The 15,243-nt window shown below is 64.7% G+C and carries 12 protein-coding genes; 9 read left to right on the top strand and 3 right to left on the bottom strand.

Features of this window, described 5'->3' with window-relative positions; all coding sequences use genetic code 11:
* Positions 1-6: 6 nt before the first annotated feature.
* Positions 7-663, top strand: a complete 657-nt coding sequence (locus CGLAUT_RS06790) for an MBL fold metallo-hydrolase (protein WP_290184228.1) — start codon at positions 7-9, stop codon at positions 661-663.
* 20 nt (positions 664-683) lie between these two features.
* Positions 684-2,003, top strand: coding sequence for a histidine--tRNA ligase (gene hisS / locus CGLAUT_RS06785; protein WP_425551691.1), 1,320 nt, complete (start codon positions 684-686; stop codon positions 2,001-2,003).
* 6 nt (positions 2,004-2,009) lie between these two features.
* Here the strand turns inward: hisS and CGLAUT_RS06780 are convergent, their stop codons facing one another.
* From CGLAUT_RS06780 to ypfJ, 3 genes are read right to left on the bottom strand one after another with little or no spacing between them, the layout of a single operon-like run.
* Positions 2,010-3,401, bottom strand: a complete 1,392-nt coding sequence (locus CGLAUT_RS06780; RefSeq protein WP_290184224.1) for an L-serine ammonia-lyase — start codon at positions 3,399-3,401, stop codon at positions 2,010-2,012.
* Positions 3,398-4,141, bottom strand: a complete 744-nt coding sequence (locus CGLAUT_RS06775) for a CBS domain-containing protein (protein WP_290184223.1) — start codon at positions 4,139-4,141, stop codon at positions 3,398-3,400. Before CGLAUT_RS06775 ends, CGLAUT_RS06780 begins: the two co-directional genes overlap by 4 nt.
* Positions 4,141-5,061: a KPN_02809 family neutral zinc metallopeptidase gene (ypfJ, locus tag CGLAUT_RS06770; protein ID WP_290184221.1), complete on the bottom strand. Its 921-nt coding sequence runs from the start codon at positions 5,059-5,061 to the stop codon at positions 4,141-4,143. Before ypfJ ends, CGLAUT_RS06775 begins: the two co-directional genes overlap by 1 nt.
* 149 nt (positions 5,062-5,210) lie before the next feature.
* Between ypfJ and aspS the strand changes: the two genes are divergently transcribed.
* The 7 genes from aspS to CGLAUT_RS06735 all read left to right on the top strand — a co-directional run bounded on the left by aspS (position 5,211) and on the right by CGLAUT_RS06735 (position 15,222).
* The gene (gene aspS, locus CGLAUT_RS06765; protein WP_290187075.1) at positions 5,211-7,088 is read left to right on the top strand and encodes an aspartate--tRNA ligase; all 1,878 of its coding nucleotides are present in this window, start codon (positions 5,211-5,213) and stop codon (positions 7,086-7,088) included.
* Positions 7,089-7,222: 134 nt separating this feature from the next.
* Positions 7,223-8,458 (top strand): phosphotransferase family protein, encoded by a 1,236-nt coding sequence (locus tag CGLAUT_RS06760; protein WP_290184220.1) that lies wholly within the window; start codon positions 7,223-7,225, stop codon positions 8,456-8,458.
* A gap of 62 nt (positions 8,459-8,520) precedes the next feature.
* Complete coding sequence (locus CGLAUT_RS06755) at positions 8,521-9,840, top strand: replication-associated recombination protein A (protein WP_290187073.1); 1,320 nt, start codon at positions 8,521-8,523, stop codon at positions 9,838-9,840.
* Between the two features lie 86 nt (positions 9,841-9,926).
* Complete coding sequence (alaS, locus tag CGLAUT_RS06750) at positions 9,927-12,590, top strand: alanine--tRNA ligase (protein ID WP_290184219.1); 2,664 nt, start codon at positions 9,927-9,929, stop codon at positions 12,588-12,590.
* 115 nt (positions 12,591-12,705) lie between these two features.
* Positions 12,706-13,200: a Holliday junction resolvase RuvX gene (gene ruvX, locus CGLAUT_RS06745; RefSeq protein WP_290187072.1), complete on the top strand. Its 495-nt coding sequence runs from the start codon at positions 12,706-12,708 to the stop codon at positions 13,198-13,200.
* Positions 13,197-14,348, top strand: coding sequence for an endolytic transglycosylase MltG (gene mltG, locus CGLAUT_RS06740; protein WP_290184218.1), 1,152 nt, complete (start codon positions 13,197-13,199; stop codon positions 14,346-14,348). The genes ruvX and mltG overlap by 4 nt, the downstream gene beginning before the upstream one ends.
* Before the next feature lie 7 nt (positions 14,349-14,355).
* On the top strand, positions 14,356-15,222 hold the full coding sequence (locus tag CGLAUT_RS06735) for a shikimate dehydrogenase (protein ID WP_290184216.1): 867 nt from the start codon (positions 14,356-14,358) through the stop codon (positions 15,220-15,222).
* Positions 15,223-15,243: the final 21 nt, after the last annotated feature.

The raw sequence follows: 15,243 nt of genomic DNA, 5'->3' as shown, positions 1-15,243 counted from the left end.
TGTGGCATGCAGCTTGCTGGATTTGTCGTCGGGCCCTACCAGACCAACTGCTACGCAGTGATCAACCCGGAAACTCACGAAGGCTTTGTGGTCGATCCCGGCATGGGAGCAGCTCCGCAGGTTCGGGAGCTTTTCGCGCAGCATCAGGCACGCTTGAGCGCGGTGGTGCTCACCCACGGTCACCTCGACCACATTCGCGATGCCGCAGAGCTCGGGGTCGAGGTTTTCATCCACCCGGAGGATGCCTTCATGCTCAATGCAGGTGGGGGCCTTCCGGAGCACTCACGCTTGCTTTTCGACGCCTCGTCCATGGCCGCCCCGGATTCCATCACGCACCTCCGCCACGGCGAATCTATCGAGTTTGCCGGCTACGAGTTCGCTGTGCAGCACGCCCCGGGGCATTCGCCGGGCAGCGTGTTGCTGATCGCGGACGAACTCGTCTTCAGCGGCGATGTCATATTCCGCGGTTCCATCGGGCGCACCGACCTGCCGTTTTCCGACCAGGCAGCCATGACCGAGTCGCTGCGCGGCCCAGTGTGGGACCTCGACGATTCCCTGGCGGTGCTCCCCGGCCACGGGCCGACCACCACCATGCGCGTCGAGCGTGCCACCAACCCGTTCCTCCGAGAGGCAAATACCGACCGGATCCACGGCGGCGCGTAAAACACCGCGGGCTACACTCGATGAACGTGAGTGAGCAGAAGTTTCAGGCCCTGTCCGCCCCGAAAGGTGTGCCCGACTACGTGCCGCCGGCGTCGGCGACGTTCATCGCAGTGCGCGACGAGTTTGCCAACCAAGCGCGCATCGCCGGTTACCAGCACATCGAGTTACCGGTCTTCGAGGACACCACGCTGTTTGCGCGCGGTGTCGGCGAATCCACTGATGTGGTGAGCAAGGAGATGTACACCTTCGCCGACCGCGGCGACCGCTCTGTGACGCTGCGTCCCGAAGGCACCGCCGGCGTGATGCGTGCCGTCATCGAGCACAACCTCGACCGCGGTTACCTGCCGGTGAAACTCAGCTACTACGGCCCGTTCTTCCGCTACGAGCGTCCGCAGGCCGGCCGCTACCGCCAGCTCCAGCAGGTCGGTGTAGAGGCCATCGGCGTCGACGATCCGCTGCTGGATGCGGAGATCATCGCATTGGCGGATCGCTGCTACCGCTCCGTGGGACTGACCGGCTTCCGCCTCGAGCTGACCAGCCTGGGGTGCGGCGAATGCCGCCCGGCCTACCGGGAGAAATTGCAGGCGTTTCTCTTCGACCTGCCGCTGGACGAGGAAACCCGCCACCGCGCCGAGATTAACCCGCTGCGCGTTCTGGACGACAAGCGTGAGAACGTCCGCGCCATGACCGAAGACGCGCCACTGATGCTTGACCACCTCTGTGAGAACTGCCGCACCCACTTCGACACTGTCACCGGCACGCTCGAGGCAATGGGTGTGACGTACGTGATCAACCCGCGCATGGTCCGCGGCTTGGACTACTACACCAAGACCACCTTCGAATTCGTCCACGACGGCCTCGGCGCACAGTCCGGCATCGGCGGCGGCGGGCGTTACGACGGCCTCATGGCCCAGATCGGTGGCCAGGACCTCTCCGGCATCGGTTTCGGTCTCGGCGTCGACCGCACCGTGCTCGCACTCGAGGCGGAAGGCATCACGCTCGACGGTGTCGAGTCGAGGGTAGGAGTCTTCGGTGTCGCCATCGGCGATGCAGCGCAGGCACGCATGGCTTTGCTTATCGACGAACTTCGTGCCAACGGCATTTCCGCCGACATGTCGTACGGCGGCCGCGGGCTCAAGGGCGCGATGAAGGGCGCCGATCGCTCCGGCGCTCACACCGCGCTGGTGCTCGGAGACCGTGAGCTGGAGGCTGGCGAAGTGACGGTGAAGAACCTCGAAACCCAGACTCAGCGCACGGTGCCGTTGGATCTCACCGAAGTAATCGACGCGATCTTCATTCCCGAAGACGACGGTGCCGAGGAAGCTCCCGCCGGCGAGTAGGCGCCGCTAGCACTCCGTGATGTTCACGGGCAGGCCGAGCTGCACCGCGAGGCCGCCCATGGACGTTTCCTTGTATTTGGTCATCATGTCGCGGCCGGTGGACGCCATCGTCTCCACCACGTCGTCGAGCGTGACGATGTTGGTGCCGTCGCCGAACTTCGCCAGGCGCGCCGCGTTGATCGCTTTCACCGCGCCAATCGCATTTCGCTCGATGCAGGGCACCTGCACGAGGCCGCCGACCGGGTCGCAGGTAAGCCCCAGGTTGTGCTCGAGCGCGATCTCGGCGGCATTTTCAACCTGCTGCGGAGTGCCACCGAGAATGGCGCACATGCCGGCAGCGGCCATCGAGGATGCCGACCCAACTTCGCCCTGGCACCCCACCTCGGCGCCGGAGATCGACGCGTTCGTCTTGATGATGGCGCCGATCGCGGCAGCGGTGAGGAGGAACTCGCGCGCCCGCTCTGTGGTGAAGTCATCCGTGAAGTCCAAGCAGTAGTGCATCACAGCCGGGATTATGCCGGCAGCGCCATTCGTCGGAGCGGTGACCACCTGGCCATGAGCCGCATTTTCTTCGTTCACGGCGAGCGCGTAGAGGTTGACCCAGAGCATCGCATCGAGGCCGCGGGACGTCTCCGCCTCCGCTTCCGCCGTGAGCATGCGATACATGCGGTTCGCACGGCGCTTCACGTTCAGCCCGCCCGGTAGTGTGCCTTCGGTCTTCAGCCCGCGGGCAACGCACTCCTGCATGACGTCCCACACGGCGTCGAGGTGGGCGTCGAGAGCCTCGCGCCCGTGCAGCGCTTCTTCGTTTGCGCGGACGAGTTGGGAGATCGTCAGGGAGTGTTCGTCGATAAGCGAAAGGAGCTCCTGTGCAGTGCGAAACGGGAAGGGGACCGTTGTGCCGGAGTCCTCTTCCGTGCCGACGCCCTCGAAGCCGTCGAGGCCGGCGCGGTCGAGGATGAAGCCGCCGCCGACGGAGAAGTATTCGCGGCCGGTGGCGAGTGTGGTGCCGTGTTCATCCCAGGCATCGAAGATGACGCAGTTGGGGTGCTCGGGAACCGGCTGGGGGTTGTATTTGATCTGGTAGTTGACGGTGCCCGATGGACCTTCGATGGTGCCGCGGCCCGGGATGAGCTCGCCGGGCAGTGGTGCGGTGTCTGCGGTTGTTGTGGTGGGGGTGTAGCCCACGAGGCCAAGGAGGACTGCGCGGTCGGTGCCGTGCCCGATGCCGGTGGCGGCGAGGGAACCACGCAGCTCAATGGTGACGGTGTGCGGAACCTGGCCGAGAGATTCGACGAAGAGCGCCGCGGCGCGCATCGGGCCGACGGTGTGTGAAGACGAGGGGCCGATACCGATGGAGAATAGGTCGATAACGCTGACTGGGTGACTGGACGTCATGATGCCTCCGTAAGGTGCGGGATGTCGGTGGAGTTCACCACGGCGATTGGTCGTTGGTCGGCGTTGCCATGCTCGGTGACGATACCGAGACGGGGCAACGCACCGGACGCGAGCGGGGTGGTCAGCGCGTCGACGGCGGCAGCAGCGGTGGCGGTGCGGGGGAGAAAGACCGCGGTGTCGTGTTGGCCGGAGAGCTCGAGTGCATCGGCGACCGTCGTGTTCTCGATGGTGGCGGCGTCGATGCTGTCTGCGGTTTCGAGCTCCTCCGCGACCCAGCGCGCGATGGCGTTGGTGGTCAGAAGGCCAACGCAGGTGCCGTCGTGGTAAATGGGGAACTGGGTGTGGCCCGATTCGCGGATCGCGCGCAATGCGTCGCCGACAGCATCGTCTGGGCTAAGCGTGACAATGCTTTGGTCGTAGCCGACTACGTCGACTGCGAGGGTGGGTTCAAGCAGCGCGTTGCGGATGTGCTTGATCTCGTCGACGGTTTCCTGCAGCGGCTCTGCGATCGGGCGGAAGTCCCGGTACTCCCCGTGGCTGATCGCGTTGCGCAGCTCCGCGAACTCCTTCAGATCATCGGCCTGATCGCGGCTGATCACACCGCGCTTGGCAGCTTGAGTGGCCATCCATTTGAAGGAGTCCGACTTTTTCGCCTCGAGCTCGGAGCGCAGAAACGCCTCGATATCGTTGAACGCTGCGAGGAACTCGACGGCCCGGCTCGGGGCTACTTCGGCAACCATTAGCCGTTGTAGACGCCGCGGTTGAGCGTGTCGCAGGAAGACATTTTGCCGCTTTGATACCCGCTGAGGAATGCCTGGCCGCGCTGCTCGGAGGAACCGTGAGTCCAGGCATCGGGGTCGACCTCGCCGCCGGAGCGACGTTGGATGTTGTCGTCACCGATGGCCTGTGCCGTTTGAATCGCGTCGTTGAGCTGCTGGTCCGTGATCTGTTCGAGCGCACCGTCCTGCTCTGCGTAGTGTGCCCACAGGCCGGCGTAGCAGTCCGCCTGCAGCTCGATGGCCACCGCGGCGGAATCCTCGCCGGGGTTCTTGTAGTCGCTCAGGCCGAGTGTGCCTTCGAGCTGCTGGATGTGGTGGCCCATCTCGTGTGCTGTCGCGTACATCTGCGCAAGCGGACCGGAGCTGCCGCCGAGCTTGTGCAGCTCGTCGAAAAAGGTCACGTCCAAGTACGCGGTCTCATCGCGCGGGCAGTAGAACGGACCCGTCGCGGAGGTGGCGTGGCCGCAGCCGGTGGTGACATCGCCTTGGAAAATGTGCATGCCGGGTTGGCGGTAATCAATGTTGGCCTGCTCGGGTAGCACCTTCGACCACACGTCATCAACGGAAATGACGGTCGCGGCGGCGCGGCAATCAACGTGTTCGTTTGCTGCGCCTTCGGTGTCGCAGTGCTCCAAGTTGTATCCGCCCTGAGACTGGTACTGTCCCTGCGTCTGGCTCTGCTGCCCGCCGCCACCAAGGCCGCCACTGAACAGGAACCACAGCAGCAGGATCACGAGGATCGTGCCGCCGCCACCGCCGCCGAGAAGCAGAGGCAGTGCGAGCAAGCCGCCAGCACCGCCGCCTTGAGGCTGACGGCCGACGCCGGAGCTGGTTTGGACTCGCTGGTTCGCGCCCTGACTGGCGTTTCCTCTGAAGGTCATGGCAAGCATTCTGCCAAAGAACTCAAAAATGTGTTTAACGCCACGGCAGGTATCTGGGTGCGTGGGCGGGCGAAAAGTGCGCGCGGTAAACTCTTGCCCGATAGATTCAGCCCTCACTTCGCCACATAAAGAAGGACGTGGAAGACACCGTGCTGCGCACTCACCTCGCTGGGAACCTCAACAAAGACCTTGACGGTCAGACCGTCACCCTGACCGGTTGGGTGGCCAGGCGCCGCGACCACGGCGGTGTCATCTTCATTGACCTGCGCGACCGCTCTGGTCTGGCCCAGGTCGTCTTCCGCGAGTCGGAGGTGGCGGAGGCCGCCCACGATCTGCGCAGTGAGTACGTTGTCCAGGTCACTGGTGTCGTTGAACCGCGTCCGGAGGGCTCCGCGAACCCGAACCTTGCCTCGGGTGAGATCGAGGTCAACGCCACCGAGCTGACAGTGCTGAACAAGGCGGCCGCACTACCGTTCCAGATCGAGGACGCATCTTCGAGCGAAGTTGGCGAGGAGACCCGCCTGAAGTATCGCTACCTCGATCTGCGCCGCGAGCGCCAGGCCAACGCCATGCGTCTTCGTGCGCAAGCCAACCAAGCTGCCCGCCGGGTGCTGGACAACCATGACTTCGTCGAGATCGAGACTCCGACGCTCACCCGTTCCACCCCGGAGGGTGCGCGCGACTTCCTGGTTCCGGCGCGCTTGAAGCCGGGGTCTTGGTACGCGCTGCCGCAGTCACCGCAGTTGTTCAAGCAGTTGCTCATGGTCGCGGGCATGGAGCGCTACTACCAGATCGCGCGTTGCTACCGCGACGAGGACTTCCGCGCCGACCGCCAGCCGGAGTTCACTCAGCTCGACGTTGAGGCGTCGTTCGTGGACCAGGATGACGTGATCGCGCTCGCCGAAGAGATCCTGGTGGAGCTGTGGAAGCTCATCGGCTATGACATCCAGACACCGATTCCGCGCATGACCTACGCCGAAGCGATGGAGAAGTACGGTTCCGACAAGCCGGATCTGCGCTTCGATATTCCGCTGGTGGAGTGCACTGAGTTTTTTAAGGACACCCCGTTCCGCGTCTTTCAGGCCGAGTACGTCGGTGCAGTGGTCATGGCAGGTGGCGCATCTCAGCCGCGCCGCCAGCTCGACGCATGGCAGGAGTGGGCAAAGCAGCGCGGCGCCAAGGGGTTGGCGTACATCCTGGTGCAGGATGACGGCGAGCTCACCGGTCCGGTAGCCAAGAACATCACGGATGATGAGAAGGCCGGCATCGTTGCCCATGTCGGTGCACAGCCGGGCGACGCAATTTTCTTCGCCGCGGGCGACACGAAGGCATCGCGTGCGCTGCTCGGCGCAGCTCGGGGTGAGATCGCACGCAAGCTTGACCTTATCGACGACGACGCGTGGGCGTTTACCTGGGTTGTTGACGCTCCGATGTTTGAGCCTGCCGCCGACGCCACCGCCTCCGGCGATGTGGCACTGGGTAATTCGAAGTGGACCGCCGTGCACCACGCCTTCACCTCGCCGAAGCCGGAGTTCTTGGACAGCTTCGACGAGGAGCCGGGCGAGGCGCTCGCGTACGCCTACGACATTGTCTGCAACGGCAACGAGATTGGCGGTGGCTCGATCCGTATCCACCAGCGCGACGTGCAGGAGCGCGTCTTCGATGTCATGGGCATCGGTGAAGCCGAGGCGCAGGAGAAGTTCGGCTTCCTCCTCGACGCCTTCGCGTTCGGTGCTCCGCCGCACGGCGGCATTGCGTTCGGCTGGGATCGCATTGTGAGTCTGCTCGGCGGGTTCGACTCGATCCGCGACGTGATTGCGTTCCCGAAGTCCGGTGGGGGCGTCGATCCGCTCACGGATGCGCCCGCGCCGATTCCGGCTGCACAGCGCGCAGAAACCGGCGTCGACTTCAAACCCAAGAAGCAGGACGACAAGGCTGGAGCCGGAGAGCGCCACAACGAGGTCCGCCTGAGCGATGAGGCGGCGGACAACGAGGCGGAAGCCGCAGGCGCTGGGGAAACCAAGTAGGCGCTACGAGTACACGCTCAGCCTTCTCGGAACCCTGACAAATCTGGCAGTTAACGTCCAGGGGTCCGGGATGTGGCGTGTGCGAAGATAGGGCGCGATACGAATCGGCCCGCAACGCCGAGGAGAGGAACACCATGCAGCAGGATTCCATCATCGCCGCAGCCGAAGACATCCTCACCCGCCGCTACGGGGGAACGCAGAAACTAAGCGAGGTCACCCGGCTTTCCGGCTCTGGTCTCGCGGGGGTCTACCGCGTCAAAGTGGCCACCAACCCGTTCCTGCAGCACCGCTCGATAGTGGTCAAACACGCGCCGGAGACGGGTTACGCGCTTGACGACGCCGCGTTTCTCCGCGAGATCGTCTCGTACCAGTTCACCACCTCGCTCTCCAGCGAGATCCGTCCAGGTCCGGTGTTGCTGGCGTACGACACGGACGCGCGGATGCTCATCATCTCGGACGCAGGCGACGGCGACACGCTTGCCGCCATGTTGGAGCGCGCCGACGAAGAACAGCACGTGCAGATCTTGCGCAACCTGGGCAGCGCGCTCGGACGTCTGCACGCGGGTACGGCGGACAAGGAAGATTCCTTCAACGTGCTGTTCAACCGCATGACGCGGTCGCGCACCGGTGCGGAAAAGATCCAGCAGCTGCGCGATCGGCTGCTTGCGCACCGCATCCGACTCGGACTGGAGATGCTAGTCCAAGCCGGCATCGAGGTGCCCAGCGAAGTCACGGTGAGTGCTGCGAACCTGCAGTCGCGGCTGCTGCGCGGCGGCATTCGCGCGTTCACACCCTTCGATCTTTCCCCGGACAACGTCATCTACACCGCCGGCGGCACGCAGTTTCTGGATTACGAATGGGCAGGGTTTCGCGACGCAAGCTTTGACGTTGCTTTCGTCGTTGCCGGCTTCCCCCTTTACCTCTCGCCGCGGCCGTACAACGATGAAGCATCTCAGGCCTTCATCGATGCTTGGCTCCACGAGGTCCGCGGCACCTGGCCGCTGCTCAACCACGAAGACACCCTCCAGGCACGCATCACCGGGGCGATGATCGGCTGGGCGCTCTCTAGCGTCTCTGTGCTTAACCCGGTCGGCGTGGCCGATCTGGCGGCCAACGACGCGGACCTGGCAGACGAATTCGAGCGCGCCGGCATCGACCCCGAGGGCGACGTCGAGGATTTCGACCTCGACACCGGTGAGGATGTGCTGCGCCCTTCCGAGAGCGGCCCATTCGACCCGTCTGAAACCCTCGTGCGCGCGGACCTCCGCGAGACGTTTCTGGCATTGGCCAGCTATGCCGGCACAGGCCGCGACACGGCCTATCTGGTCATCGCCGACTTTGCCAACCGCGTCGCCGACCGGTTCCAGTAAAGGACGAAGCCGTGACGCAGGGAGGTCTGTTTGGGGACGGGGAGGTGGTGAAGGGGGCGTCGATAAGCGAAACTGCCCCGGCCCGCGGGGCGAGCTTTTTTGAAGCTGGCCGCGACGCGCCACTGGCTGCGCGGATGCGCCCGCGCTCGCTGGACGAGATTGCGGGGCAGCAACACCTGCTTTCTGAGGGCAAGCCCCTGCGCCGTCTGGTGGAGGGCTCGGGCGCGGCGAGTGTGATTCTGTATGGTCCGCCGGGGACGGGCAAGACGACGATTGCGTCGCTGATCGCGCAGACGATGGGGCAGAACTTCGTGGGGCTCTCGGCGCTGAGCTCGGGGGTCAAGGAGGTGCGCGCGGTGATCGATGCCGCCCGCCGCGACCTAGTCCGCGGCGGGAAGACGGTGCTGTTCATCGACGAGGTGCACCGGTTTTCCAAAACCCAGCAGGACGCGCTGCTTGCGGCGGTAGAAAACCGTACGGTTCTGCTTGTCGCCGCGACCACGGAAAACCCCAGCTTTTCAGTCGTTGCGCCGCTGCTCAGCCGCTCGTTGCTGCTCAAGCTTGAGTCTCTCTCGGACGACGACGTGCGCGAGGTGCTCACCCGTGCTGTGCACGACGAGCGGGGGCTTGGAGGGAGCATTTCGCTTGACGACGATGCGTGTGACCAGCTCATCCTCCTTGCTGGAGGCGACGCGCGACGTGCGCTGACGTATCTCGAGGCCGCGGCGGAAGCGGTGCCGGAAGGCGGCACGGTGACGCTGGAAGTGGTGCGCGACAACGTTAACCGTGCGGTGGTGCGCTACGACCGCGACGGCGACCAGCACTACGACGTGGTCAGCGCGTTCATCAAATCGATCCGCGGTTCGGACGTGGATGCGGCGCTGCACTACTTGGCGCGGATGATTGAAGCGGGAGAGGACCCGCGGTTCATCGCGCGGCGGCTGGTCATCCACGCCTCCGAGGATGTGGGAATGGCGGACCCGACCGCGCTGCAAACGGCGACGGCCGCGGCGCAGGCGGTGCAGTTCATCGGGATGCCCGAGGGGCGCCTGGCGCTTGCGCAGGCGACGATTCACCTGGCCACCGCGCCGAAGTCGGCTTCGGTGTACCAGGCAATCAGCGCCGCCCAGGCGGACATTCGCGCCGGACATGTGGGCACCGTTCCGCCGCATCTGCGCGACGGGCACTACGAAGGCGCGAAGCAGCTGGGCAACGCCGTGGGCTACATTTACCCGCACGACGATCCGCGCGGCGTGGTCGAGCAGCAATACATTCCCGACGGCCTGGAAGATCGCGAGTACTACCAGCCGACGGACCACGGCGCGGAGAAGCGAATCCGCGACTACTTCGGCCGGCTGCGCGCGATTGTGCGCGGACGGTAGGGTGCGGGGGCCCGTTGGGGCCGGGGTAACATGGTGCGGGATTGACTCAAGGCCTATTCACGCGCCAGCGAAAGGACGTACACCCCGTGCAGACACACGAAATCCGGGAGCGGTTTACCAACCATTTCGTCGAAACCGGGCACACCGAGGTGCCCAGCGCCTCGCTGATTCTCGACGACCCGACCCTGCTGTTCGTCAACGCGGGCATGGTGCCGTTCAAGCCGTACTTCTTGGGCCAGCAGACCCCACCGTTCGAGAACGGCCTCGCGACGTCCATCCAGAAGTGCGTGCGCACCCTGGATATCGAAGAGGTGGGCATTACGACCCGCCACAACACCTTCTTCCAGATGGCCGGCAACTTCTCCTTCGGCCAGTACTTCAAAGAGGGTGCGATTACGCACGCGTGGACGCTTTTGACCGGTCCGGTTGAGGAGGGCGGCCTCGGTCTCGACCCGGAGCGCCTGTGGGTCACGGTCTACACCGAGGACGACGAGGCCGCCGAGATCTGGGAGCACAAGATCGGCGTGCCGGCCGAGCGCATCCAGCGCATGGGCATGGAGGACAACTTCTGGTCCATGGGTATTCCTGGTCCGTGCGGCCCGTGCTCCGAGATTTACTACGACCGCGGATCAGAGTACGGCAAAGAGGGCGGGCCGATCGCGGACGACAACCGCTACATGGAGATCTGGAACCTCGTGTTCATGGAGTCCATTCGCGGCGCCGGCGACAAGAAGGGCGGCTTCGAGATCCTCGGCGAGCTGCCGAATAAGAACATCGATACCGGCCTTGGTGTTGAGCGCGTGGCCTGCATCCTGCAGGGCGTCGACAATGTCTATGAAACTGACCTGCTGCGCCCGGTAATCGATGTGGCGCAGGAGTTGACAGGCACCAAGTACGACGCCGGCAACCCGGCTGATGACGTGCGCTTCCGCGTGATTGCGGACCACTCGCGCACCTCCATGATGATCATCCTGGACGGCGTCACCCCGTCCAACGAGGGCCGCGGCTACATCTTGCGCCGCCTGCTGCGCCGCATCATCCGCTCCGCGCGCCTGCTCGGCGCCACCGGCGAGGTGCTTGAGCCGCTGATGAACACCATCATGGACACGATGACTCCGTCTTTCCCGGAGATCACCGACAACCGCGATCGCATCCTGCGCGTTGCGCTGGCGGAGGAACGGGCCTTCTCCAAGACGCTTGAATCCGGCACGCACCGCTTCGACGAAGCCGCTGAGGCGCTCAAGGCGTCCGGTTCGACGTTGCTCAGCGGCGAGCAGGCCTTCGAGCTGCACGACACTTACGGTTTCCCGATCGACCTGACCATGGAGATGGCGCGGGAGGCGGGCCTCGAGGTTGACATGGATGCATTCAACGCAGCTATGGAGGAGCAGCGCAACCGCGCAAAAGCCGACAACAAGGCCAAGAAGATGGGCAATCGCGACGACTCGCTCTACCGCGAGTGGGTGGATGCGCACCCGACCGAGTTCGTCGGCTACGACCAGCTTACTCACGACGCGAATGTGATCGGCCTGGTCAAAGACGGTGAGAAAGTCACCGAAGTCAACCAGGGCGACGAGGTTGAGGTCATTCTCGACGTCACCCCGATGTACGCCGAGGCCGGTGGCCAGATGGCGGACCGCGGACGCCTGGTAATGGGGGAGACGGTGCTCAACGTCGGCGACGTGCAGCGCATCGGCAAGAAGCTCTGGGTGCACAAGGCAACGGTGCAAAACGGCGGGCTTGATTTGGGCTCTACCGTCACTGCTGAGGTCGACGGCGCCTGGCGCCACGGTGCGCGCCAGGCTCACACCGCGACTCACCTCATCCACGCGGCGCTGCGCCAGGTGCTCGGCCCGACTGCGGTTCAGGCGGGTTCGTTGAATAAGCCTGGCTACCTGCGCTTCGACTTCAACTACACCGAGCAGCTCTCAGACGCGCAGTTGGAGGAGATCGCCACGATCACCAACCAAGCCGTCGACGCGGACTTCGCGGTGAACACCATCGAAACCTCCCTGGAGGAGGCGAAGGCGATGGGCGCGATGGCCCTGTTCGGCGAGAACTACGGCGACCGCGTGCGTGTCGTTGAGATCGGCGGTCCGTTCTCAATCGAGCTCTGCGGTGGCACTCACGTGGAGCACTCGTCGCAGATCGGCCCGGTGGCGGTGCTCGGCGAGTCCTCGGTGGGTTCGGGTGCGCGCCGCATCGAGGCATACTCAGGTTTGGAGTCCTTCCGCTACTTCTCCAAGGAGGCGGCACTGGCCTCCGGGTTGGCAACGGAGCTGAAAACCCCGTCGGAGCAGCTCCCGGAGCGCATCGCCCAGCTGACTGAGCGCCTGCGCGCGGCGGAGAAGGAGATTGAGAACCTTCACCGCCAACAGTTGCTCGCTGGCACGGGCGATCTCGCCGCGAAAGCGGAAACGGTCGGCGCCCACAAGCTCGTCGCCGTTCACTTGCCCGACGGGATCAACACCGGCGATCTGCGCACCATGGTCAGCGACGTGCGCGGCAAGCTCACGGGCGACGACGCGGTCGTGGTCCTGGCATCCGCGGACAACGGCAAGGCGGCTTTCGCTATCGCAGCGACACCCGCGGCAGTTGAATCCGGTGTCAAAGCTGGGGAACTGGTCAAGACGTTCGGCACCTACGTTGACGGCAAGGGCGGCGGAAAGCCGGATCTAGCACAGGGTTCCGGCGCTAACCCAGCCGGCATTGATGCCGGTCTCGCCGCGATCCGTGACGCGCTTGCTTAGGTAACGAATCGATTACGTGACACGCCGGTAGGGCGGCCTGGGAGAATCGTCGATAAGCGATAGCGTCGAACCGACGGCCGTGACTTGCGCGACCTTCGACCGAAAGACGAGCATGATGAAAGTTGAGCCAGACATCCCCGGAGTGGACGACCCGGGCCCGGGGCGGCGCTTAGGCGTTGACGTGGGCACCGTCCGCATCGGCGTCGCGATCTCCGACAGAGACGCGCGGTTGGCAACGCCAGCAGAGACCGTGGGCCGGGTCACCGGATTTAAAGACCGCGATGGAGCAGATATCGATCGGCTGGCCCAACTGGTGAAAGACAATGACGTGGTTGAAGTCGTGGTCGGCTTGCCGCGGGATCTGCAGGGCAACGGTTCTGCAAGCGTAAAGCACGCGAAAGAGATCGCCTTCCGCATCCACCGCCGCACGAACGTGCCGGTGCGGATGGCGGATGAGCGGTTGACTACCGTGGTGGCAACGAACGCGATGCGCGCTGCTGGCACCTCGGAGAAGCAAGGCCGAAAGTTCATCGACCAGGCCGCGGCAGTTGAAATTCTGCAGTCGTGGCTCGATGGCCGGAAGACCAACCTCAAGGAGAACGAATCGTGACCACCCGATCACACGCTCAGGGGCGCACGCGCAGTATTGCCGTGCTCATCGCCTCCCTTCTGCTGATCGTCGGCTTGATCGCCTGGATCGCGGTGGCGCGCAATGGTGCCGCGCCGCGGGACTTTGAGGGGTCCGGCAACGGGGTAGAGGAGATTGTGGAGATCCCGGAGGGCTCCACCATTTCCCAGCTCGGCCCAGAGTTGGAGAAGCGCGACATTGTCGCCTCCGACGGCGCGTTTCAGACTGCGGTGGCGAACCACCCGGACGCCGACAATATTCACCCGGGCTTTTACCGCCTGGAAGGCCAGATGAGCGCAAAGTCTGCAGTGGACGCCCTGCTGAGCGAGGAAAACCGGATTACCCCGGTGAAGGTCTACGGCGGTGCGACCCTGATGGACGTGAACGTGCTCGGCGGGCAGACCCGCTACGGCATTTACTCCATGATCCAAGAGGTCACCTGCCGCGGCTCGAACGAGCAGGACTGCGTGGATGCGAAGCAGCTGCAAGATGTCGCCGCGAACGCGGATCCAAAGCAACTCGGCGTGCCGGAGTGGGCCATTGAGACCGTGTCCGCCCGCGCAGGCGACCCGAAGCGCCTCGAAGGCCTGATCGCGCCTGGTGAGTACGTTATTGACCCGGATGCTTCGGCCGAGGAGATTCTCACCGACCTGGTGTCCCGCTCCGCAAAGCAGTACAACGACACCGGGATTGTGGATCGCGCCCGCGTAATCGGCTTGACCCCTTATGAGCTGCTGGTCGCGGCATCCCTGGTCGAGCGCGAGGCACCAGCGGGTGAGTTCGACAAGGTCGCCCGCGTGATCCTGAACCGTCTCGACGTCCCGATGCGCCTGGAGTTCGACTCCACCGTCAACTACGGCCTCACCGATGTCGAGGTGGCCACCACCGACGAGGATCGCGCGGCGGTCACCCCGTGGAACACCTACGCCATGGACGGCCTCCCACAGACCCCCATTGCATCCCCGTCGATGGAGGCGATTGACGCGATGGAGAACCCGGCCGACGGCGACTGGCTCTTCTTTGTCACCGTGGACCAGGACGGCACCACCGTGTTCAACAGCACCTTCGAGGATCACCTGCGCGACACCCAGCGCGCAGTTGACTCCGGCATCTTGGATTCGCAGCGCTAGGAGCTTCATGCTTAACGACGCCTCCGTCGACCCCGGCCACGCCAACCCGGGGCATCGGGCCGCGGTACTCGGGTCGCCGATTGCGCACTCGCTTTCCCCGGTGCTGCACAATTCCGGATACCTGGCGGCGGGATTGGCCGATTGGAGCTACACCCGCATCGAGTGCACGGGGGAGGATCTGGCGCGCATCGTCGGCGAGGCCGGGCCCGAGTTCCGCGGGTTCTCCGTCACCATGCCGGCGAAGTTCGCCGCGCTGGAGTTCGCCGACGAAGTCACGGAACGTGCTCGGGCGATCGGCTCCGCAAACACGTTGGTGCGCATTGACCCGGAAAAACTGGAAGCCGGTTGGCGGGCCGACAACACCGACTGCGAAGGTTTGCTCGCAGCGCTCGACGAGCTCACCCGAGGCGAGCCGATCCGCAGCGCGGTTGTGGTTGGTGCAGGCGGCACTGCGCGCCCCGCGCTGTGGGCGCTGGCCCAGCTCGGCGTAGAGCGCATCCACGTGCTAAACCGCTCCGACCGCGCCGCGGAGCTCGCTGACCTCACGGAAGGTATCGACGTCACCTTCTCCACTTTCGACACCGACATCGCCGCGGCCACCGTTGCCGCTGACGTCGTGGTGTCCACGGTGCCGTCGCAAGCCATCGAGGCTTACGTCAACGACCTGGCACATGCCCCGGTTCTCGATGTGATCTACGACCCGTGGCCCACCCCGCTCTCGGTGCGCGCCGCGTCCCACGGCTACAACACGGTCGGCGGGCTGGTCATGCTCGCTGCTCAGTCGTACTCCCAGTTCGAGCAGTTCACAGGCGTGCCTGCCCCGCGCGAAGCGATGCGCGAGGCGCTCTTTGCCCACGTCGCCTCGCAGCACTAGGTCAGCACTGGGGCAGCACTA

Source organism: Corynebacterium glaucum (assembly GCF_030408855.1).
Taxonomy (GTDB): domain Bacteria; phylum Actinomycetota; class Actinomycetes; order Mycobacteriales; family Mycobacteriaceae; genus Corynebacterium; species Corynebacterium glaucum.
Note: the sequence above shows the minus strand (reverse complement) of the source record. Positions and strands in the feature narration are given on the sequence as shown.